Genomic DNA, 19,200 nt, shown 5'->3' with positions numbered 1-19,200 from the left:
CCGGGCGGCCGAACCCCACCCGACCAGGAAATCTCACATGGATGTCGCCGCCAACCAGGCCCCCGCCGACGCGGCGGGGGCGTCTCGCTCCTCGTCGGGCCCGGACGGGGACGCGGCCTCCACGGCCGAGGGCGCCCCGACCGGAGCCGTCCAGCTCCGCGTCAATCGCACCCGGATCGTCCTGCGGCCCAACAACAGCCGCGTCGTGATCCGCCCGTTCCAGCCGGCCGACGACCGCCGCGTGGAGCGCATCATCGGCCGCGTCTGCGCCCTCCCCGAGGAGGAGGTCCACGTCCGGCTCGACGAGGTCATGCGGGAGTTCCGCGACCGGCACCAGAAGATCCGCGACTTCTTCCTGCTGCGCTTCGCCGACGTCCGGCGGCTCATGCTGACGGACCACCCCGTCAGCGAGGCCCGGCGGCTGCTCATCGGCGCGTACTTCACCCAGGAATACGCCCTGGAGTCCGCCGCCCTGTTCAACCCGTCGATGGTCTGGGCCCCCGACCAGTCCGGCGTCCCCGAGGGCTGGAAGCGGTTCATCCTCAGCCTCCGGGCCACCGGCGAGGGGCACATCTCGTCGATCTCCTTCCGGAGCGGCATGGTCGACCCCTCCTGCCGCATCCACCTCGACGAGCCCACCCGCTACGTCACCGCCCCCGAGGCCGTCCCCGACGTCCAGTACGACAAGTTCCTGTTCCTCCGCAAGCTGGCCGAGCTGCGGCTCAACGGGTCGTTCGCCGAGCAGGTCCTGGACACCCTGCGCGAGCAGTTCGGCTTCGAGGAGCTGGAGGCGGCCATCGAGCAGGCCCTCCAGAGGGCCCGCCCCCGCCATCACGAGCTGGAGCCGCTGGCCCAGGGCATGCGGATGCTCGCCAGGTCCAACTACGACGTGGCGTTCAGCCCCGACCTGAACGTCTCCGAGCGGATCATCTTCCCCTACTCCCCCACCGAGACCAACGGCATCGAGGACGCCCGCTTCGTCGAGTTCCGCGAGGACGACGGCTCCACCACCTATTACGCCACCTACACCGCCTTCGACGGCAAGGTCGTCCTCCCCCAGATCCTGGAGACCAAGGACTTCCTCACCTTCAAGATCAGCACCCTCAACGGCCCCGAGGTCCGCAACAAGGGCCTGGCGCTCTTCCCGCGCAAGGTCAACAACCTGTACTGCATGCTCTCCCGCCAGGACAACGAGAACATCTTCCTGATGTACTCGGACATGCTCCACTTCTGGTACACCAAGATCCCCATCGCCAAGCCGACCTACTCCTGGGAGTTCGTCCAGCTCGGCAACTGCGGCTCCCCCATCGAGACCGACGCCGGCTGGCTCGTCCTCACCCACGGCGTCGGCCCCATGCGCCGCTACGCCATGGGCGCGTTCCTGCTCGACAAGGACGACCCGTCCCGCCTCATCGGCCGCCTGGAGGAGCCCCTGCTGGAGCCCAACGCCAACGAGCGCGAGGGCTACGTCCCCAACGTCGTCTACTCCTGCGGCGGCGCGGTCCTCGACGGCACCCTCATCATCCCCTACGCCATGTCCGACTACGCCAGCACCTTCGCCACCATCCCCGTGGACGACATCCTCAAGGCGATGGTCTGACGCGGCCGGCCCGCGAAAGGCGCCCGAGATGGACGAAGCCGCCCTCCGAGCCTGGCTCGCCGAGCCGAGGACCGAGCTGACCGCCGCCGTCGCCGAGGGGGCCCGCGGCCACGTCGCCTCCCTCCGCGCCCGCGGCCTGGATATCCGGGGTTACGCCGTCAACCCGGGCGAGTATTACGATCTCGGGGGGCTCGTCGCCATCGCGGACGTCCCCGCGCCCGGCGGCGACCCGGCCTCTCGCTACCACCGCTACCGCGTCGACGAATGGGGGCACTGGGAAGAGGGCGCGTTCCCCGCCGCCGACGCCATCATAAGCAGCCTGAACGAGCGGTTCCGGTCGCTGCACTCCAGGCCCGAAGGCGTCTTCGCGATGGACGAATTCGAGGTCGCCCACGCCGACGCGTTGCTCGACGCCATCGTAAGCGGCCTGGCGGCGGCCCGCGACGCCGCCGCCCTCGGCGACCCCGCGCCGTTCCTCGCCGTCTGGATCTCCGACTTCGGCGTCGACGGGATCATCGAGGACTCCGTCCAACGCCTCAACCCGCCCCACGTCGCCGACGACTTCATGGAGGAATTCGGCTGACCCATGCCACTCGCAATTGACCGGGCCCCCTGCTATGTTTGGCTGGACAGCGAATAGGGGGGCACCATGCCGACCGACCGCCACGACGACCCGGCCGCCTTCCGCGCCTTCCTCGACGTCAAGCTCGCTGACGCGGGCAACGAGCTGACGCTCGGCGAGATCCTCGCGCTCTGGCTGGCCGAGAACCAGACCGACGCCGAGCGCGACGAGGCCAATCGGCTCATGGGCGAGGGGTTGAACCTCGTCGGTCGGGCGGAAGCCAACGGCCGGCCATGATGGCCGCGGATCGCGCGGTCATCGAGGTGGTCCCCTCGCTCGCCGCGAGCGCGTCGCTCCGCGAATCGATCGTCGCCCTCTGCTCGGAGGCCTACGGGGAGCCCTTCGCCCCGTACCTGGACGGGCTGCCCGACGCCGTGCACGTCCTCGCGCGGGTCGACGGCGCCATCGTCTCCCATGCCGCCTGGGTGACGCGCGAGCTGCGCGTCGACGGCCTGCCGGCCCCCCTCCGCTCCGCCTACATCGAGGCGGTCGCGACGGCCCCGCGGCATCGGTCGCGGGGGCTGGCGAGTCGCATCCTCCGCAAGCTCCCCGCGCTGCTCGCCGACTTCGACGTCGCGGCCCTCGCCCCGTCCGATCCCGGCTTCTACGCCCGCCTCGGGTGGGAGCCCTGGCGCGGCCCGCTCTCCTACCGCGAGGGGGGCCGGGTCGTCCCGACCCCCGACGAGGTCGTCATGATCCACCGCCTCCCGCGGACGCCGGCCGCCCTGGACCTCGCCGCCGGCCTCCAGGTCGACTGGCGCCCCGACGAGGTCTGGTGACATCGCGTCAGGCGAGCGGGTCGTCGGCCGGCGGCTTCTTCGCCACGCGCCGGCTCAGCAGGAATGCCCCCAGCGGGCCGGCCAGGGCGAGCGCCGCGAAGCCCAGGAAGATCCAGGAATGGAGCCGGATCGTGGCGAACGGCCGCCAGGATCCGTCGCCCTCCTGGGCCGCGGCGTAGACCGTCATCGCGGCCATCAGCGCGATCCCCGCGCCGAAGACCGTCCAGCCGACGCGGTCGACGAGCGGCTTCGCTTCCTTGCGAGGCTCGCGCCAGATCCTCCAGAGGAGATAAGGCAGGAAAGGCAGCCCGACGACCGTGAGCAAGCAGAGTAGGGTCGTCGCGACCGTGCCCAGGACGCGGACGGAGAGGCTCGGCCGAACCTCGCCGCCCGACGGGACCGGCTTCCAGATGGAGAGCACCGCGACCGCGAAGATCGGCAGCCCGACCAGCCCCAGGACGCGGAGGAATTGGCCGATATCCGCCATCGTCTCACACCGCCTCCAGCGCCCCCGGCAAGCCGTCGCGCGAGAACTCCTAAGCCCCCTCGGGGTCGGCGCCCACGTCGATGATCTCGGGCGGCTCCGTGCTCAGCACGCTGACGCACTGGTCGCAGACCACGAGATACTCGCGCAAGCCCTCGTAGAACTCGCGGAAGAATCGGCCGCGCCCGACCTCCAATTCCAGCCAGCCGCCTTCATGCACTTCATACAGCCACCCGTTGCCCTGGTGATAGTCGTCCCAGAACTCGGTCAGATCACGCTCGTCCAGGACGCGGAATCCCGCCACCCCGCGGAATACGACGCGGGCGAACGAGTAGCCCGGCCCCTGCGCTTCGAGGATCAAATCTTCCATGTCGTATCGGAGCGACCGCGTGACGACGCGCTCATAGCGCGTGGCCGGTGGGTATGGGGTACATCTCGGCGGCCTCATCGTCCCTCCTCCTGGCGCGAGGGGCCCGGAACAGCGGCGCGGGGCCGAACCATCGCGTCGCATGGGCCGGCATCGTCCCTCGCCGTCACACCGCCTCCAGCGCGCCCAGCAAATCATCCCGCGAGAACTCCACGACGGCCGAGGAGCTGTCGGCGGCGCCGTAGTAGACGAGGTAGCCGGCGGGGGAGTCGACGATGCCGGTGACGAAGACGACGTCGGGGACGAAGCCGCGGCGCTCGAATTCGGTGGTGGGCTCGAAGATGGAATCGGGGGTCCGGGCCAGGACGCGCGAGGGGTCGTCGGGGGCCAGCAGCAGGGCGCCGGTGGAGTAGGCGCCGACCTCGCCGGGCTTCGACGGCCGGCGGTTGCCGTGATAGATTTCGAGCCAGCCGTCGGGCACGCGCACCGGGGGCGTCCCGGCGCCGACGCGGCCCGTCTCCCAGGAGCCCTCGCCGCCGTGCAGGCAGGCGTGACGGCCCCAGTTGCGAAGGTCGGGGGAGGTCGCGGTCCACATCTCGGGGCGGTTGAACGGCGTCGCCGGGTTCGGCCGGTGGATCGCCGCGTACTCGCCGCCGACCTTCTCCGGGAACAGGACCACGTCCTTGTTCTCCGCGCAGAAGATCACGCCGTGCCGCTCGAACGAGCGGAAATCCACCGTCGACGCCAGCGACGTGCAGGCACCGTGGCGCGACACGGAGACATAGGTGAAATAGTATCGCCCATCTAGCTCCGTGATCCGAGGGTCCTCGACGCCGAACTCCTCCATCGGCCCCTCGGGGACGAAGCGGACCGGGTCGATCGCGCGGACGGATCGGCCGTCGCCCAGGCGGACGACCTGCAAGTGCGACGTGAACGTTAGCCGGACCAGCCCGTCGGCCTTGCGCTCGACGACGCGGGGGTCGATGGGGCGCAGCTCGTCGTCCGGGGTCCAGTCGACCGTCAGCCCGGCCTCGGCGTCCCAGCGGGGCAGGGGGGTGAACCCGGGCCGGACCTCGCGCGGGCGCTCGGCCACGCGAACCAGCATGACCACCTCGTCGCCCGCGCGGATCACCCCCGGGTTGAACGCGCCGACGACCTCGAAATCGTCGCGCGAGGGCTTCACGTCGGCGGGGGTCAGCAGCAGCTTTTCGAACAGCCTGGGCAGGATCATGGGTCGCTCCGTCGGTCGAGGGGTCCGCGATCCGCCCAGTCTACCCCGACGGCCGGGCCCCGGAACAGCCGCGAAACGCCGCGTTATCGGCACGCGCGTTGCGATTCATCCCGAGTAAAGCCCACCCGCGAGACGGCGGGATGATCGATAGATGGAGCCCGATCTCAAACATCGGAGAGCAAGATGACGCCCGACCAGAGCGCGACCTCCTCGACCGGGAATGCCGCCGCCAATATCCGCGAGCACATGGACGTCCTTGGGTCCTGCGGCAACAAGGTCGGCATCGTCGACCACGTCGAGGGCGACACCATCCGGCTCACCAAGCGCGAGAGCCCCGACGGCCAGCACCACCGCATCCCCATCTCCTGGGTCGACAGGGTCGACGAGCACGTCCACCTGAACCTGAACCATAAGCAGGCTCAGGAACAGTGGCAGCCGGCCTGACCCGGTCCCGCGCAACACACGAGCGGGCCTCCCCATCGCGAGGGAGGCCCGCTCCATTTCCACGCCAGGACGCCGACCTCCGGAGAACCACGATGCCCGATCAACCGACCCCCGACGCCATCCCAACCCCCGATCAGCCCAAGCCGCCTCCGCCCCCGCCCCCGGAGTTCCCCCAGACCCCCGAGCCCTCGCCGCCGCGGTCGCCGTTCCCGGCGCATCCCGAGCCGGCCCCGGGCACGCCAGGGCCCTCGGGACCTCCTTCGCAGCCCCCGGGGCCGATGGCCTGAAGCCTACGCAGACGCTTGCGCCAGCCGGTCGGCGGCGCACGCCAGCACCAGGGAGTCGCGGCCGTTCGCCTCGGTGACCTTGCGGGGGTGGGCGCGGTCTCGGATCCAGGCGACCTGATCGGCCATCATCAGGCGGAGCAACTCGCCGTAGCGGTGCGACTTCACCACGCCCTCGCCCCAGGTCAGTTCCAGGCTCTGGTAGACGTCCAGATCCTTGTGCCGCGCGGCGCACTTCCGGTCCTTCGGCGCGTAGGACATGGTGCAGTCGAGCCGAGCGCCGGGGAACAGGTCGCATAGCGCCTTGGTCTGGGCCTCGTCGGCGATCGCGTTGACCTTCACGACGGTCGGGATCCAGCCGAACAGGGTGACGTCGCCGCGTTCGAAGACGATGCGCAGCTCCTGCCGGTCCATCCGCCCCGCCTGGTGGAAGCCGTGGTAGAAGTTCACCAGCACGTCGTCCTTGTAGCGGACCGCGCACTGGACCTGCTCCTCGATGGGAGGCGAGCTTCCTGGTCGGATCCCGCGCTGGGCGGCGACGACCTCGCCCCGGCCGAGCCAGCCGGCGAACATGTCGAAGAAGTGGACGCCGTGCTCGATGAAGATGCCGCCGCTCTTGTCGCGGTCCCAGAACCAGTGGTCGGGGCCGAGGTTCTCGTCGGAGGCGTAGTTCTCGAAGAAGGCGTGGATCGGCTCGCCGAGCACGCGGTCGGCGACCAGCTTCGAGACGGCGTCGAAGACCGGGTTGTACCGCTGCATGAGGTTGGCGACCATCAGCAGGTCGCGCGATTTGGCCTCGGCGATCATCTCGTCGGCCTGCTCGACGGTCATCGCCAGCGGCTTCTCGCAGAGGACGTGCTTGCCGGAGCGGAGCGCCTTGAGCGCCTGCTCGTGGTGCAGGAACGGCGGCGTGGCGATGTAGACCAGGTCCACGTCGTCGCGCCCGAGGAGCGAGTCGACCGCCTCCACGTCCGGGATCCCGAACCGCTTCGCCGCCGCGATCGAGGCCTGCCGCGCCGTCCCCGCCAGCGCCACGGGCCGGACGCCCGGCACCTGCGAGTACTGCTGGAGCGCGTACAGCCCGAACCCGCCCAGGCCCACGATCCCGACCCGCACTTCCGCTTGTCCCGACATTGACGATGCCCCCTGTCCCGACGAAGTCCCGACCAGGCCCGATCATCCCCGCATCTCGCGGGCCGGTCAATTCGCCCGACCGGGATGGGGATGGCCATGACCCTCGACCCCGGCGAGGATCCGAGAGAAATGTCGAAAACATGAAATCCCCGATCGTCCTCCGCGGATCATGGGGGAGATCGATGATTGCGCTCCTTGACATTCCGGACGCGGTTTAAGCGGCGAGAGGCTCCTCGATGCCAGGCGAGGTGGAGTCGCCATGCCACCTCCACTCCCGCCAGGAGAGGGGACGGCATCATCCATCGCCGTCGTACCACGATCCCAGGCGGACGACTCGCGTGGGACGAGAAAACGTGTTCGAAATCGACGAACGAAGCCAAGTCAATTTCGCCGCAATCGACAACGCAGCAATGCGTTGCGTGAAACCGACCCCAAGACGCGGCGCGCGAACGAAGCCAACCGCGGGGGAACCCACGCCCTCGACTTCGCCGAGTCGAATCCCCCCCAGGGCCGCCGAAAGGCTGGGCAGGGGGGCCGTGGCGTCGGATAATGAAAGGCCCAGGCGTCGCCGTCCTGGAGCCGCGTCGGCCTCCCGGCCGATGATCCAGGGTGCGCGACGTCGCGCCGGCTCCCCCATCCTCGAATCTTGCCGTGAACCGATGAACAACCCTCCAGACGCAGACGCAACCGAAACGGCCCCCCCCCTCGTCGGCGTGGTGATGGGGAGCAAGTCCGACTGGGAGACGATGCGACACGCTTCCGAACTCCTGGACGAGCTGGGGATCCCGCACGAGACCCGGGTGGTCTCGGCGCACCGGACGCCGGATCGGCTGTTCGCCTACGGCCGCGAGGCCGAGGGCAGGGGCCTGGAGTTGATCATCGCCGGGGCGGGGGGCGCGGCCCACCTGCCGGGGATGTTGGCGGCCATCACCATCCTCCCCGTGCTGGGCGTGCCGGTGGAGAGCCGGACGCTCAAGGGGGTGGACTCGCTGCTGTCGATCGTCCAGATGCCCCGGGGGATCCCCGTCGGCACGCTGGCCATCGGCGCGGCCGGCGCGGCGAACGCGGCGCTGCTGGCGGCGGCGATCCTAGGCCGCAAGCACCTGGCGATCCGCGAGGCGCTCGCCGCGTTCCGGGCCGCCCAGACCGACGCCGTGGGAGAATCGCCCCGATGACCGCGGGATCGCGCGACGGAGTGTTGTACCCCCCGGCCTCGGTGGCGGTCGTCGGCAGCGGCCAGCTCGGCCGGATGTTCATCCAGGCGGCGCAGGCGATGGGCTATCGCGCCGGGGTGCTCAGCGCCACGACCGAGACCCCCGCGGCGCAGGTCGCCGACTGGACGGTCGTCGGCCGGCACGACGACCTCTCGGCCCTCCGCCAGCTGGCCGAGAAGGCCGACGCGGTGACGGTGGAGTTCGAGAACGTCTCGGCCCCGGCGCTGCGGTGGCTGGCGAAGCGTCGGATCGTCCGGCCCGGCTGGCGGACGCTCTGGACGAGCCAGAACCGGCTGCGGGAGAAGCGGTTCCTCGCCCGCCACGGCATCCCCCACGCCCCCTGGTGCCCCGTCCGCACGGCCGACGAGCTGGCGACGGCCGTCCGCGACCTGGGCTCGCCCCTGATCCTCAAGACGGCCAGCTCCGGCTACGACGGCAAGGGCCAGGTGCTCGTCAAGGACGAAGCCGAGGCCGCCGACGCCTGGGCGAGCCTGGGGCGGGTCGCGTGCGTGGCCGAGGGCTGGGTGGAGTTCGCCGCCGAGGCGTCGGTCGTGGTCGCGCGGGGCGCCGACGGCCGCGCCGGCGCGTTCCCGATCGCCCTGAACCACCACGAGCGCCACATCCTGGCGACCTCGACCGCGCCGGCGCCCGTCGGGCCGATCGTGGCGCTGGAGGCGCGCGAGGCGGCGCTGGCCGTGGCGCAGGCGCTGGACTCCGTCGGCGTCCTCTGCGTCGAGTTCTTCCTCACCGCCGACGGACGGCTGCTCGTCAACGAGATCGCCCCCCGCCCGCACAACTCCGGCCACCTCACGATCGAGTCGGCCCACGCCAGCCAGTTCGACCAGCAGGTCCGCGCCCTCTGCGGCCTGCCGCTCGGCTCGTGCGACCTGGTCCGCCCCGCCGCCATGGTCAACCTGCTGGGCGACGTCTGGTCGGGCGGCGAGCCCCGCTGGGAGCGGGCGCTCGAAGACCCCGCCGTGAAGCTCCACCTCTACGGCAAGCACACCCCGAAGGTCGGCCGCAAGATGGGCCACCTGACGGCCCTCGACGAGACCCCCGAGGGGGCGTTGGCCCGGGTGCTGGCGGCGAAGCGGAGGCTGACCGAAAGGGATTAGACGAGACCGTCCCCCCACTTCCCCATCGAGCCCTCGTCATGCGTCTGGCCCAACCCATCTGGCTCGTCCTGGCCGCGTTCGCGGCGCTGCCGCTGATCCGGCATCGCCTGCGAGGGCGGGTGGCGTGGCCGGGGCTCGACGGCTTCCAGGGCGGTGGGTGGTCGCCGTGGGCATGGGCGACGTGGCTGCCGGCGGCTCTGCAAGCGGCGGCGATCGTGGCGCTGGCGGTGGCCCTGGCCCGGCCCCAGACGGTCGGCGGGACGGTCCGGATCGCGACGCGAGGGGTCGCGATCGTCGTGGCGATGGATCAAAGCTCCAGCATGAACACGGCCGACTTCCCGGCCGACGGAGGCCTCCGGCGCGCGAGCCGGCTGGAGGCGGCGCGGGAGACCTTCGCCCGGTTCGTCGCCGGCCGCCCCGACGACCAGGTCGGCCTGGTGACATTCGCGAATTACCCCGACCTCGCCTGGCCGCCGACGCTCGACCATCGCTCGCTGATCGAGGCCGCCGACGCCGTCCGTCCCGCCCGGCCGGGGGACGACGGGACCAACATCGGCGACGCCGTCGCCTGGTCTCTGGAGGCCCTCCGTCGGTCCACGTCGTCCCGGAAGGTGATCATCCTCTTGACCGACGGCAACAACTCTCCTGCCGTGCCCAACCCGCTCGACCCCGCCCGCGCCGCGGAGCTGGCGAGGGACCTCGGCGTGACGCTGCACACGATCGCCATCGGCCGCGAGGGGGGCGTCGTCCACGGCGTCGACGAGTCCGGCCGCCCGGCGGTCGCCGAGCGCCAGGGCCCGGACGTGGAGTTGCTGCGAGGCATGGCCGACGCGACCGGCGGCCGGTCGTTCCGGGCCACCGACGTCGACGCCCTGGACGGCGTCTTCCGCGCGATCGACGCCCTGGAGAAGACGGAGATCCGCGAGGAGATCCGCACCCGATACGACGAGCGCTTCGCCCCCTGGGCCGCCGCGGCCGTGGGCCTGATCGCCCTCGACCGCCTGCTGACCTGCGGGCGGCTTCGACGAATCCCCTGACGAGGCCCCGATGGACCTGGAGAACCCCCGGACCCTCTGGCTGCTCCTGGCGCTGCCGCCGCTGGCCCTCTGGGCGTGGCGCTCGGCGGGGCTGCGCGGGCGCGGCTGGCGGGCGCTCGGCCAGTGGGGGCGGCCGCCGGGAGACCGCTCGGTCGCCGTGCTGATCGCCTGGACGCTCATCGTGCTGGCGTTGTCGCGGCCGAGGATCGGCCGGGAGCCCGCCGACGCGATCGGGCCGGGGCAGGACGTGGTGCTGGCGTTCGACGTCAGCCGGAGCATGGCCGCGGAAGACGCCGCGCCCAGCCGCCTGGGGCTGGCCGTCGAGACCGCCAGGACCCTCGTCGACGAGCTGGCGAGGGAGCCGGCGAACCGCGCGGCCGTCGTGGCGTTCGCCGGGCGAGGCGCGTTGCGATGCCCCCTGACGGAGAACCTCGGCGCGGCGGTCGACGCGATGGAACGGCTCCGCCCCGGCGAGATTCGCCCCGGCGGCACCGACCTGGGCGCGGCGCTCGACGCGGCCGTCGACGCCTTCGACCCGCGCGAGCCCAACGCGGGCCGGACCGTCGTCGTCTTCTCCGACGGCGAGGACCATGAGGGCCGCTGGGAACGGGCGCTGGAGAAGGCCGTCGCCCGGGGCGTGATCGTCCACGCGATCGCGCTGGGGGACGTGAACGAGGGGGCCCGCGTCCCATCGCCCGACCCCGACGAGCCGCTGACCTATCGCGGCGAGCCCGTGGTGTCGAGGCGGAGCGACGAGGCTTTGGCGACGATCGCGGAGCGGAGCGGGGGGGCGATGCTCAGGCTCGGCCTGGCGACGACCGACCTGGGGCTGCTCTACCGCGAGCGCATCGAGCCGGTGGCCCGCGCGAAGCGTCGCGAGGCGCGCGGCTCGGGTCGGCCGGAGCGGTTCCCGGCGTTCCTGGCCGGCGCGATCGGCGTCCTGATCCTCGCGAGCCGCCCCGGCGACAGGGCCCGTCGGCCCCGGCGCCTCCCGCGCGCCGTCGCGGGGGCCGCGTGCCTGGCGCTGGCGCTCGCGCAGGTCGCCGCCGACGACGCCCCCGAGACCGCCGCGCAAGCCGTCGCGCGCGGCTGCGCCGCGTATGCCGACGGCCGCTTCGAGGAGGCGCTCCGGGCCTTCGAGACGGCCGCCGCGCTCGCCCCCGACCGGGCCGTCCCGGCCTACGACGCCGGCGCGGCGCTCTACCAGCTCGGCCGCCACGCCGAGGCCGTCGCGAGATACCAGGAGGCGCGCGAACACGCCGGCCCGGCGCTGCGGGCGAAGATCGACTTCGCGATCGGGAACGCGGCCGTCGGCCTCGGCGACCTCCCGGGCGCCGTCCGCTCTTACGACGCTTGCCTGGCCTCCACCGCGCGCGGCGAGGGCCCGGACGCCGTCCGCGCCGACGCCGCCGAGAACCGCCGGTTCGTCCTGGAACGGCTCCAGGCCGCGACGGCCGAGCGGGACGAGCCGGACGACTCGGGCGGCGACGAGGATCGACCCGACGGCACCAAAAGCCGGGGCGACGCCACCCCCGAGGACGCCCCCGGCGACGGCCCCGACGGCCGCCCGCCCGACTCGCCCGGCGAGGGGGAGCCGACCGATCGGCCCAGTCCCCGGCAGTCCGGCGGAGCCGGCGGCGACGCGCCGGCCCCCCCCGGCGCCTCCCCCGACGATCGCCTCGACGCCGCCCTCGACCAGATCCGCGACGCCCGCCGCCGACGCCTCCCCGACCAGCCGCCGCCGGAATCCCCACGCGGTGACGGAAAGGACTGGTGAGCCCATGCGGGGCGCGCGCTTCGTCCTCGCCGCCTTCTTGCTGCTCCTCGTCCCCTCGCTGACCCATGCGCGAGACCTGACGGTCCGCGCAAGGGGACCGTCGGGCAGGATCCTGGCGGGGCAGGGCATCGACATATTCGTGGACGTCCCGGCGCGCGACAGGAGGCCGAAGTTGGACCTGCCGAAGCTCCGGGGGGCCCGGATGTGGGTCGCGGAGGAGACCTTCCGGCCGACCGGCATGAGCGCGATCGGCGGCGCGACGGCCAGCGAGAACGTCTTCACCTTTCGGCTCCGTCTGGTCGCCGAATCCCCCGGCACGATCGTCGTCCCGCCGATCGTCGCCGAGATCGACGGCCGCTCGGGCGGGAGCGCGCCGTTGCGGCTGACCGTCGAGATTCCCCCGCTCGCGGGCCGGCCCCCCGGCTTCCTCGGCGGGGTTGGCCCGTTCACCGCGACGGCCGAGGTCGAGCCGGCTCGGGTCCGCGTCGGTCAGGAGGCGACCTATCGAATCCGCGTCGAGGGCCCCGGCGCGTGGGGGATGACGACCCGGCCGGCCCTCGACCGGCTCCGCGGCCTCCCCATCGACGCGCGCGTCGCGGAGCGGCCCGACGAAGTGGTCGACGAGCCGCCGTCGCGGGCGTTCGTCTACACGATCCGGCCGATGAAGGCCGGCGCGGTCGTCCTCCCCCCCGTCGCGATCGCCTCCCACGACCCGCGCTCGGGCCGCTACTTCACCCGCGCGGCGAACGGCGTCCCGTTCGAGGTCGTCGACGCCCCGGCCTACGACGCGGGCGAGTTGGACTACCGACCGCCGACCCCCGGCCCGTGGCGCGCGAGGCTCATCGTCGGGATCATCATGGCGGCGGCCGCCCTGGCGATCGGCGGGCCGCTGCTGGCCCGGCGGCGGATCGCCCGGTGGCTCCGCCGGCGGTTCCCCGGACGCCGCCACGCGGCGAGGCGCTTCGCGCGGGACGCGGCGCGCCGACTGGACGGCCTCGACGAATCCCACGAGGCGACGGCGCGGGCGGTCCTCGACTCGCTGGTGGAGTACGCGCGGCTGGGGGCGGGGCGGCCTCCGGGGGCGCTGACGCCGGAGGAGGCGCGTGAGTCGGTCGCGACCGCGAGCGGGTCGGACGGCCTGGGCGATCGCGCGGCGAGGATGGCCGCGCGGTGCGATCAGGTCCTGTTCGCCGCCCGAGGGACGGGCGGCGGACCGAGCGAAGGGGACCGCCTCAAGCTCGACGCCCAAGAGCTGCTTGGAGCCCTCGGGCGATCCGGCGGCCGATGGTGGTGGGTCAGCGGAAGGAGCGGTTGGTGACGGTGTTGAACAGCTCTCGGGCCTTCGGGGCGGCGGCCGACGGGCGGACCACCTCGAATCCCTCGACCCCGTGGGCCGGGATGACCTTGTTGATGAGGGTCTCGATCTCGGTCAGGGGGTCGCCCTGGTCCGGGCCGACGAAGAGGTAGGCGACGCCGTCCTTGCCCATGCGGCCGGTGCGGCCGATGCGGTGGACGTAGTTCTCCGGGTCGTCGGGGATGTCGTAGTTGACGACGTGGCTGATGCCGGCGACGTCGATGCCGCGGCCGACGACGTCGGTGGCGACGAGGATGGGGATGGTGCCGGCGCGGAAGCCGGCCATGACGCGGTCGCGGGCCGTCTGGGCGAGGTCGCCGTGGATCGCCGCGACGCCGGGGATCGTCCGCCGCAGCCGCTCGGCCAGCCGGTCGGCGCCGCGCTTGGTGCGGGTGAAGACGATGCACTGGCGGGGCTTGTCGCGCCTCAGCAGGTGGACGAGCAGCTCCATCTTGCGGTCGTGGTTGACCGAGATGTAGTACTGCTTGATCGTCTCCACCGAGGGCTCGTCGGTCGAGAGGTTCATCTCGACGGGCTCGTGCATGTAGCGGTGCGAGAGCGTGCGGATCTCCGGGCTGATGGTCGCGGAGAGGAGCAGCGTCTGGCGGGGGACGGGGAGCTTCTTCATGACGCGCTCGATGTCGGGCCGGAACCCGATGTCGAGCATCCGGTCGGCCTCGTCGAGCACGAGGTGGAAGATGTCCCCGAGGTACAGCGTGTGGCGCTCGATGTGGTCGAGCACGCGGCCGGGGGTGCCGACGACGATGTCGACGCCGCGGGCCAGGGCCCGGATCTGGCGGTCGATCGGCTCGCCGCCGTACAGCCCGCAGACGTCGACGTCGGCGCGGTTGGCGCACAGCTTCTTCAGCTCGACGACGATCTGCTGCGTCAGCTCGCGGGTGGGGGCCAGGATGATCGCCTGGGGCCCCTTGCCGCGGGCCTCCAGCATCTCGATGAGCGGGATGCCGAAGGCGGCGGTCTTGCCGGTGCCGGTCTTGGCCTGGCCCAGCACGTCGAGCCCGTCGAGCGCCGCGGGGATGAACGCGGCCTGGATCGGGGAGGGGGTGTGGTACCGGGCGGCGTCCAGGGCCCTGAGCATGCTTCGGCTCAGGCCCATCGTGCGGAAGCCCCCGGCGGGTTCTTCCTTAACTGGGCGAATCAAACGGTCCTCCGAAAAATGATGCGCGGCCTTGGCGCGCCGTCGCCCTCCGGGCTTTGGGCTCCCGCCGCGGGGCGGGTGCGACCCGGCCCCGGGGGCGGTCCGAAATTCGGAGGCGAGACGAGGCGCTGGGCGGGGGAGATGAGGGCGGGACGGTCGGCGCGCCGAGATGTCCGGCCCGCGTTCCACTTTCCTTCAATTCTTCATGGTCGAACGTACCAGATGCCGACGCGGCCGTCAAAGGGGAGACGAGCCCGGGGGCCGAACTGTTCGATCCGGGCCGCGAATCGCCGGCGGGCGCTTGCCTCGGGCGTCGCCGGCGATGGACAATCGACGCCCGGGGGCGCGACCGTCGGCGCCCCCGCCGGAGCCGGTCCGCCCCCGTCGCGGCCCGACGACCCCCACCCCCGCGAAGCGAAAGGAGGCCCGACGTGGCCGACGACGCCCAGTCTTCCGATCTCCAGCAGAAGTACCGCCAGTTCCTGGATCTGCTCCCGCTGACGATCGCCCTGGCCGGGCTCCACCGGAGCGAGGGGCGGCCGTTCACCGAGGACCAGATCGAGGGGCGGGGCCTGACCATCAAAATCGCCTACCGCGTGGCCCGCAACGTCGCGAAGGAATGCCTGGGCGGGTCGTGAGACGGTTGCCGGTCGCATCCGGGGGGGGGCCGGATTCCACGCCGCGCCCCTGTACGCGCGGCGCGGGGGAGCCGATAAGAACCCTGACCAATCCGGCCGACGTCGGTCCAGGGATACGCCCCCCGTTCGACACCCGCCCGGCGCCGGCAGCCCCTCGTGAAAGGCCCCCTCCGCGATGATCACGACCCCGACCTCGACGCCGCCCGCCCGCCGCCTCCGCGCCGCCATCATCGGCTTCGGGTTCGACGGCGGCGACGACGACCAAAAGCGTGTGACGCGAAGCGCCCAGTGCCTGGTCGTCGGCGGCTCGCCGGAGACCCACGCGGAGATGCGCGAGGCCGTCGCCCGGATGGAGCTGGAGCTGGAGGAGATGCAGAGCGAGCTCGGCGACCTCGACCCGGCGGCCCTCGCCGAGCTGGCCTTCCGGGTGGACCTCCCGGAGCTGCACCACATCGCCGTTCGGCTGGAAGACGGCCTGGAGCGGCAGGGCCGCGCCTTCCGGGATCTCTCGGCCGAGGAGCTGGCGGCGCTGCTGGACCTCGACGGGGCCGAGGCGGTCGTCGGCTCCTGATCGATCCCCCGCCGGCTCCCAGGCCGCCCGACCGAGGACGCCGACGGCGGCGACGAGGCCCCGCGAGGGTCGGGTCGCCGCCGTCGGCGTCCCCGCGCCGGGGCCAAGATCGGCCCGATTCGGGCGAATCGCTGAAACGAGGCGGCCCGTCCCCGGGTAACACCCCTCGACCGGCGCGTGGTCGGCGAGCACGAAGAGGACGGGCGGCGCGCACCGGGCGGGCATGGCGACGATGGACGACCGTCTGCTGGTCGAGGCGATCCGGGCCGGCGACCCCCAGGCCCCCCGCGAGCTGATTTCGCGGTTCCAGGGCGTGGTCTTCGGCCTCTGCTTCCGGATGCTCGGCCACCGGCACGACGCCGAGGACGCCGCGCAGGAGACGTTCATCCGGGCGCTGCGGGGGATCCTCGGCTTCGACGCGAGCCGGCCGATCCGCCCCTGGCTCCTGGAGATCGCCGCCAACCGCTGCCGCACCGCCCTGGCCCTCCGGGCACGACGCCCGCCCGCGGCCGACCCGTCGCTGGCCGCCGAGCGGGCCGACGACCGCGCCGGCCCGCGCGACCCCGACGACCTGGCCGGCGAGCTGGAGCTGGCGCTGGCCCGGCTCCGGCCGGAGTACCGCGCGGTGTTCGCCCTCTTCCACGAGCAAGGGCTCTCCCACGAGGAGATCGCCGCCGCGCTGGGCCGCCCCGTGGGGACGATCAAGACGTGGCTCCACCGCGCCCGCGGCGAGATGGCCGCCTCCCTCGCCGCCCGAGGGATCCACCGCTGACACGGGGCGGAGTCGATCGGGACCCGAACCATGAACTGCCGCGACTTCGACCAGATCTGGAACCGGCTGCTGGACGCCGAGTCGGGGCCGCGTCGCGACGACGGCCCGGAGGCGACGGCGACGCGGATGGCCCGCGAGGCCCTGCTCATGGAGCACGCCGCGGCCTGCCCGCCGTGCCTCGCCCGCCACCGCCAGTTCGAAACGCTGCGCGACGCGATGCGGGCCTGGTCCGCCCGACCCAGGCCCGCGCCCAGGGCCTCGTCGACGGTCGTCGACCGGATCGTCCGGGCCGCGCCCCGGCCCGAGCCCGCGTCCCCGAGACGACGGCGGGCCCGGCCGCTGGCGTGGGCCTCGGCCCTGGCCGCGACGGCGGCGATGGCGGCGGTCGTCCTCCGGCCGCCGGCCCGCGAGGAGCCCCGGCCCGAGCCGCCCCGGCTCGTCTCGCTGAACACGGCCATGGCCGACGCCCGCGAGGCGTCGCTCCGGCTGGCATTGTCCGCGTCGGAGCCGGCCGCGCGGCTCGGCCTGGCGATGCTGATCGCCACGGACGCGGAGGAAGCCCCCTTCGGCGACGCCGCCCCCGCCGAGGACGCCGAGCCAGACGCCCCCGGCCTGGCGGCCCGCGTGGGGGGCTACGCCGCCGCCGGGGCCAGGCCGCTCTCCGACGCCGCCCGCCAGGCCTTCGGCTTCCTCCGCTCGCCTTCGCTCGACAAGAACGCCACCAACGCTTCCTCCCGGGGGATCTGACGAAATGCCCGCAAGACCTCTCGCCATGCTGGCCGTCGCCTGCGCGTGCCTGGGCCTCGCGCCCGCCTCGCGGGCCGAGGAGGCCCCGACGGACGCCCTGCTGAAGCTCCTGCCGGCGGACGCCGGCGCGGTGCTGGCCGCCGACGACCTTCGCGGCCGGTGGGCGGACGTCGTCGGCTCCGACCTGGCGGGGCGGATCCAGGCCATGCCGGCGTTCCGGGGCTGGCTCGAGTCGCCCGGCGTCCGCGACTTCGTCCGGGCGCGGGACCACGTCCTGGGCCTCCTCCAGACCTCGCACGGCGAGATCCGCGACGAGATCCTCGGCGACGCGGTCGTCCTGGCCGTCCTCCCGTCGCGGGGGCCGGCCGGCGTCGCGTCGCAGCCGCGCGGGCTGCTGGCCCTGAAGGCCCGCAAGCCCGAGCTGCTCCGACGGCTGATGGACCAGGTCAACGCCGCGCAGAAGCAGAACGGCGAGGTCGCGGAGATCGTCGAGGCGAAGCGGGGCGACGTCGGCTACTCCACCCGGCGATACCCCGAGGGCTCCGGGCGCCCCTCCGAGGTCTACGCCCTGTTCCCCGACGGCGTCTTCGCCCTGTCGAACTCGGAGGAGGCCGTCCTGGAGCTGATCGACCGCAAGTCGGGCGCGGGCCGCGGGCCGTCGTTCGTCGAGGCCGACGGCTTCTCGGAGGTCGCCGCCGCCCTCTCGGGCCGGCCGCTGGCGCGCGCGTTCATCTCGGCCGAGGTCCTCCGCCGCGCGGTCGAGGACCTTCCCCCCCCGACGGACGCGGGGGGGCGTGTGGCCGCCAAGGCGATCCGGGACCGGCTCGGCGACCTGAACCAGATCGGCGCGGCGCTCGACTTCGACGGCGTGAAGCTCCAGGTCCGTCTCCTCCAGGCGTTCAAGCCCGACGCCCTGAAGCGGCCGGGGGGGGTGGCCTTCACGCCGGTCCATCCCACCGGCGGGCGATCCGGCGGCCCCGGCCCTCGGATGATGGCGCTGCCCGAGACGGCCGTCGCCGCGGCCTCGTTCCGGATCGACGCCCCGGCCGTGTATCGCTCGTTCGTCGCGCTGATCCCGAAGGAGGACCGCCCCCGGGCCGCCAAGCTGGAGACGATCGCCGACGCCCTGCTGCTGGGCCGTAGCCTGCGGGGGGAAATCCTCCCGGCCCTGGGCCCGCGGGCCGTGATCTACCTCGACGCGCCGGCCGCCTCCGCCCCGAGCCCGGGGAACTTCCCCCTGCCCGTCGTGGCGGCGGTCGAGATCAACCAGGACGGCCCCGCCGGCGTCGCGGCCGAGGCGATCGAGAACGCCCTGCGCGCGACGCTCGCGGCCCTCGCGCTGGACCAGAAGCGGGTGCCGGCGACGGCCCAGGTCGCGACGAGGGACGGCGTCACCGCGCTGGACGTCCCCTATCCGTTCGCCTTCGCGATCGACCGCCAGGGCCGCCGGCTGGCCGTGGGGTCCTCGGCCGATTCCGTCGCCGAGTATCTCCACGCCGGCGCGAAGCCCAACGCGGGCGAGCGGTTCCGGGCGATCCAGGCCGCCGCCTATCCGGACTGCGACTCCTTCTTCGCCGCCGACCTGCCGGCCCTCGGGGCGCTGGCCGAGCGTCACAAGGACCGCCTGGCCGCCGCCGTCGCGCGGCGCGACGGGCGGAAGCCGGAGGACGCGGCCCGCGACCTGGACCGGCTGCTGGCCGCCGCCCGACTGTTCGACGCCGCGTACCTCGCCGCCCGTTTCGACGACGCGACCAGCGTCCTCGAGCACAGGATCGGCCTGACCGCCCGACCCCAGCCCGAGCCGGAGGCGGCCGCCCCGGCCCCCTGATCCCGCGCGCGTCTTCGCGCCGGGGGCGCGTCCGGGATATCCT

Annotated in this window: 20 protein-coding genes; 15 read left to right on the top strand and 5 right to left on the bottom strand. The window is 73.1% G+C overall.

Going from position 1 to position 19,200, the window contains the following annotated elements; genetic code table 11:
- The first annotated feature begins 37 nt into the window (after positions 1–37).
- From WG209_RS03595 to WG209_RS03580, 4 genes are all read left to right on the top strand, one after another.
- The gene (locus WG209_RS03595) at positions 38–1,600 is read left to right on the top strand and encodes a glycoside hydrolase family 130 protein (protein WP_337173634.1); all 1,563 of its coding nucleotides are present in this window, start codon (positions 38–40) and stop codon (positions 1,598–1,600) included.
- Between the two features lie 28 nt (positions 1,601–1,628).
- On the top strand, positions 1,629–2,183 hold the full coding sequence (locus WG209_RS03590) for a hypothetical protein (RefSeq protein WP_337173633.1): 555 nt from the start codon (positions 1,629–1,631) through the stop codon (positions 2,181–2,183).
- Positions 2,184–2,249: 66 nt separating this feature from the next.
- Positions 2,250–2,459, top strand: coding sequence for a hypothetical protein (locus WG209_RS03585; protein WP_337173632.1), 210 nt, complete (start codon positions 2,250–2,252; stop codon positions 2,457–2,459).
- On the top strand, positions 2,456–3,001 hold the full coding sequence (locus tag WG209_RS03580; protein WP_337173631.1) for a GNAT family N-acetyltransferase: 546 nt from the start codon (positions 2,456–2,458) through the stop codon (positions 2,999–3,001). Before WG209_RS03585 ends, WG209_RS03580 begins: the two co-directional genes overlap by 4 nt.
- Positions 3,002–3,008: 7 nt before the next feature.
- On the opposite strand, the gene WG209_RS03575 is transcribed toward WG209_RS03580, so the two are convergent.
- The 3 genes from WG209_RS03575 to WG209_RS03565 all read right to left on the bottom strand — a co-directional run bounded on the left by WG209_RS03575 (position 3,009) and on the right by WG209_RS03565 (position 5,083).
- Positions 3,009–3,488, bottom strand: a complete 480-nt coding sequence (locus tag WG209_RS03575) for a hypothetical protein (RefSeq protein WP_337173630.1) — start codon at positions 3,486–3,488, stop codon at positions 3,009–3,011.
- Positions 3,489–3,537: 49 nt separating this feature from the next.
- Positions 3,538–3,855: a hypothetical protein gene (locus tag WG209_RS03570; RefSeq protein WP_337173629.1), complete on the bottom strand. Its 318-nt coding sequence runs from the start codon at positions 3,853–3,855 to the stop codon at positions 3,538–3,540.
- Between the two features lie 163 nt (positions 3,856–4,018).
- A complete protein-coding gene (locus WG209_RS03565; RefSeq protein ID WP_337173628.1) occupies positions 4,019–5,083 on the bottom strand; it encodes a glycoside hydrolase family 130 protein in 1,065 nt (354 codons plus the stop codon).
- A gap of 183 nt (positions 5,084–5,266) precedes the next feature.
- Here WG209_RS03565 and WG209_RS03560 point away from each other — a divergent pair, with 183 nt between their 5' ends.
- Entirely contained in the window at positions 5,267–5,527 is a 261-nt protein-coding gene (locus tag WG209_RS03560; protein WP_337173627.1) for a DUF2171 domain-containing protein, read from the top strand.
- Positions 5,528–5,817: 290 nt separating this feature from the next.
- Here WG209_RS03560 and WG209_RS03555 read toward each other — a convergent pair whose 3' ends face one another.
- Positions 5,818–6,945: a Gfo/Idh/MocA family oxidoreductase gene (locus WG209_RS03555; protein ID WP_337173626.1), complete on the bottom strand. Its 1,128-nt coding sequence runs from the start codon at positions 6,943–6,945 to the stop codon at positions 5,818–5,820.
- Between the two features lie 659 nt (positions 6,946–7,604).
- Here WG209_RS03555 and purE point away from each other — a divergent pair.
- From purE to WG209_RS03530, 5 genes are read left to right on the top strand one after another with little or no spacing between them, the layout of a single operon-like run.
- Positions 7,605–8,120, top strand: a complete 516-nt coding sequence (purE, locus tag WG209_RS03550) for a 5-(carboxyamino)imidazole ribonucleotide mutase (protein WP_337173625.1) — start codon at positions 7,605–7,607, stop codon at positions 8,118–8,120.
- Positions 8,117–9,274 carry a 5-(carboxyamino)imidazole ribonucleotide synthase gene (locus tag WG209_RS03545; protein WP_337173624.1) on the top strand — a complete coding sequence of 386 codons (1,158 nt, stop codon included), beginning with the start codon at positions 8,117–8,119 and terminating at the stop codon, positions 9,272–9,274. The genes purE and WG209_RS03545 overlap by 4 nt, the downstream gene beginning before the upstream one ends.
- 38 nt (positions 9,275–9,312) lie before the next feature.
- Positions 9,313–10,311: a VWA domain-containing protein gene (locus tag WG209_RS03540; protein WP_337173623.1), complete on the top strand. Its 999-nt coding sequence runs from the start codon at positions 9,313–9,315 to the stop codon at positions 10,309–10,311.
- A gap of 10 nt (positions 10,312–10,321) precedes the next feature.
- A complete protein-coding gene (locus WG209_RS03535) occupies positions 10,322–12,088 on the top strand; it encodes a VWA domain-containing protein (RefSeq protein ID WP_337173622.1) in 1,767 nt (588 codons plus the stop codon).
- Between the two features lie 4 nt (positions 12,089–12,092).
- On the top strand, positions 12,093–13,406 hold the full coding sequence (locus WG209_RS03530) for a hypothetical protein (RefSeq protein ID WP_337173621.1): 1,314 nt from the start codon (positions 12,093–12,095) through the stop codon (positions 13,404–13,406).
- Here WG209_RS03530 and WG209_RS03525 read toward each other — a convergent pair.
- Positions 13,384–14,604 carry a DEAD/DEAH box helicase gene (locus WG209_RS03525; protein ID WP_337173620.1) on the bottom strand — a complete coding sequence of 407 codons (1,221 nt, stop codon included), beginning with the start codon at positions 14,602–14,604 and terminating at the stop codon, positions 13,384–13,386. The genes WG209_RS03530 and WG209_RS03525 overlap by 23 nt on opposite strands.
- A gap of 428 nt (positions 14,605–15,032) precedes the next feature.
- Here WG209_RS03525 and WG209_RS03520 point away from each other — a divergent pair, with 428 nt between their 5' ends.
- From WG209_RS03520 to WG209_RS03500, 5 genes are all read left to right on the top strand, one after another.
- On the top strand, positions 15,033–15,239 hold the full coding sequence (locus WG209_RS03520) for a hypothetical protein (RefSeq protein WP_337173619.1): 207 nt from the start codon (positions 15,033–15,035) through the stop codon (positions 15,237–15,239).
- Between the two features lie 175 nt (positions 15,240–15,414).
- Complete coding sequence (locus WG209_RS03515) at positions 15,415–15,810, top strand: hypothetical protein (RefSeq protein WP_337173618.1); 396 nt, start codon at positions 15,415–15,417, stop codon at positions 15,808–15,810.
- 232 nt (positions 15,811–16,042) lie between these two features.
- Positions 16,043–16,582, top strand: coding sequence for a sigma-70 family RNA polymerase sigma factor (locus WG209_RS03510; RefSeq protein WP_337173617.1), 540 nt, complete (start codon positions 16,043–16,045; stop codon positions 16,580–16,582).
- Between the two features lie 30 nt (positions 16,583–16,612).
- Positions 16,613–17,329: a hypothetical protein gene (locus WG209_RS03505; protein ID WP_337173616.1), complete on the top strand. Its 717-nt coding sequence runs from the start codon at positions 16,613–16,615 to the stop codon at positions 17,327–17,329.
- Positions 17,330–17,333: 4 nt separating this feature from the next.
- Positions 17,334–19,157 (top strand): hypothetical protein, encoded by a 1,824-nt coding sequence (locus WG209_RS03500; RefSeq protein ID WP_337173615.1) that lies wholly within the window; start codon positions 17,334–17,336, stop codon positions 19,155–19,157.
- Positions 19,158–19,200: the final 43 nt, after the last annotated feature.

This window comes from Paludisphaera sp. (genome assembly GCF_037189885.1).
Taxonomy (GTDB): domain Bacteria; phylum Planctomycetota; class Planctomycetia; order Isosphaerales; family Isosphaeraceae; genus Paludisphaera.
Note: the sequence above shows the minus strand (reverse complement) of the source record. Positions and strands in the feature narration are given on the sequence as shown.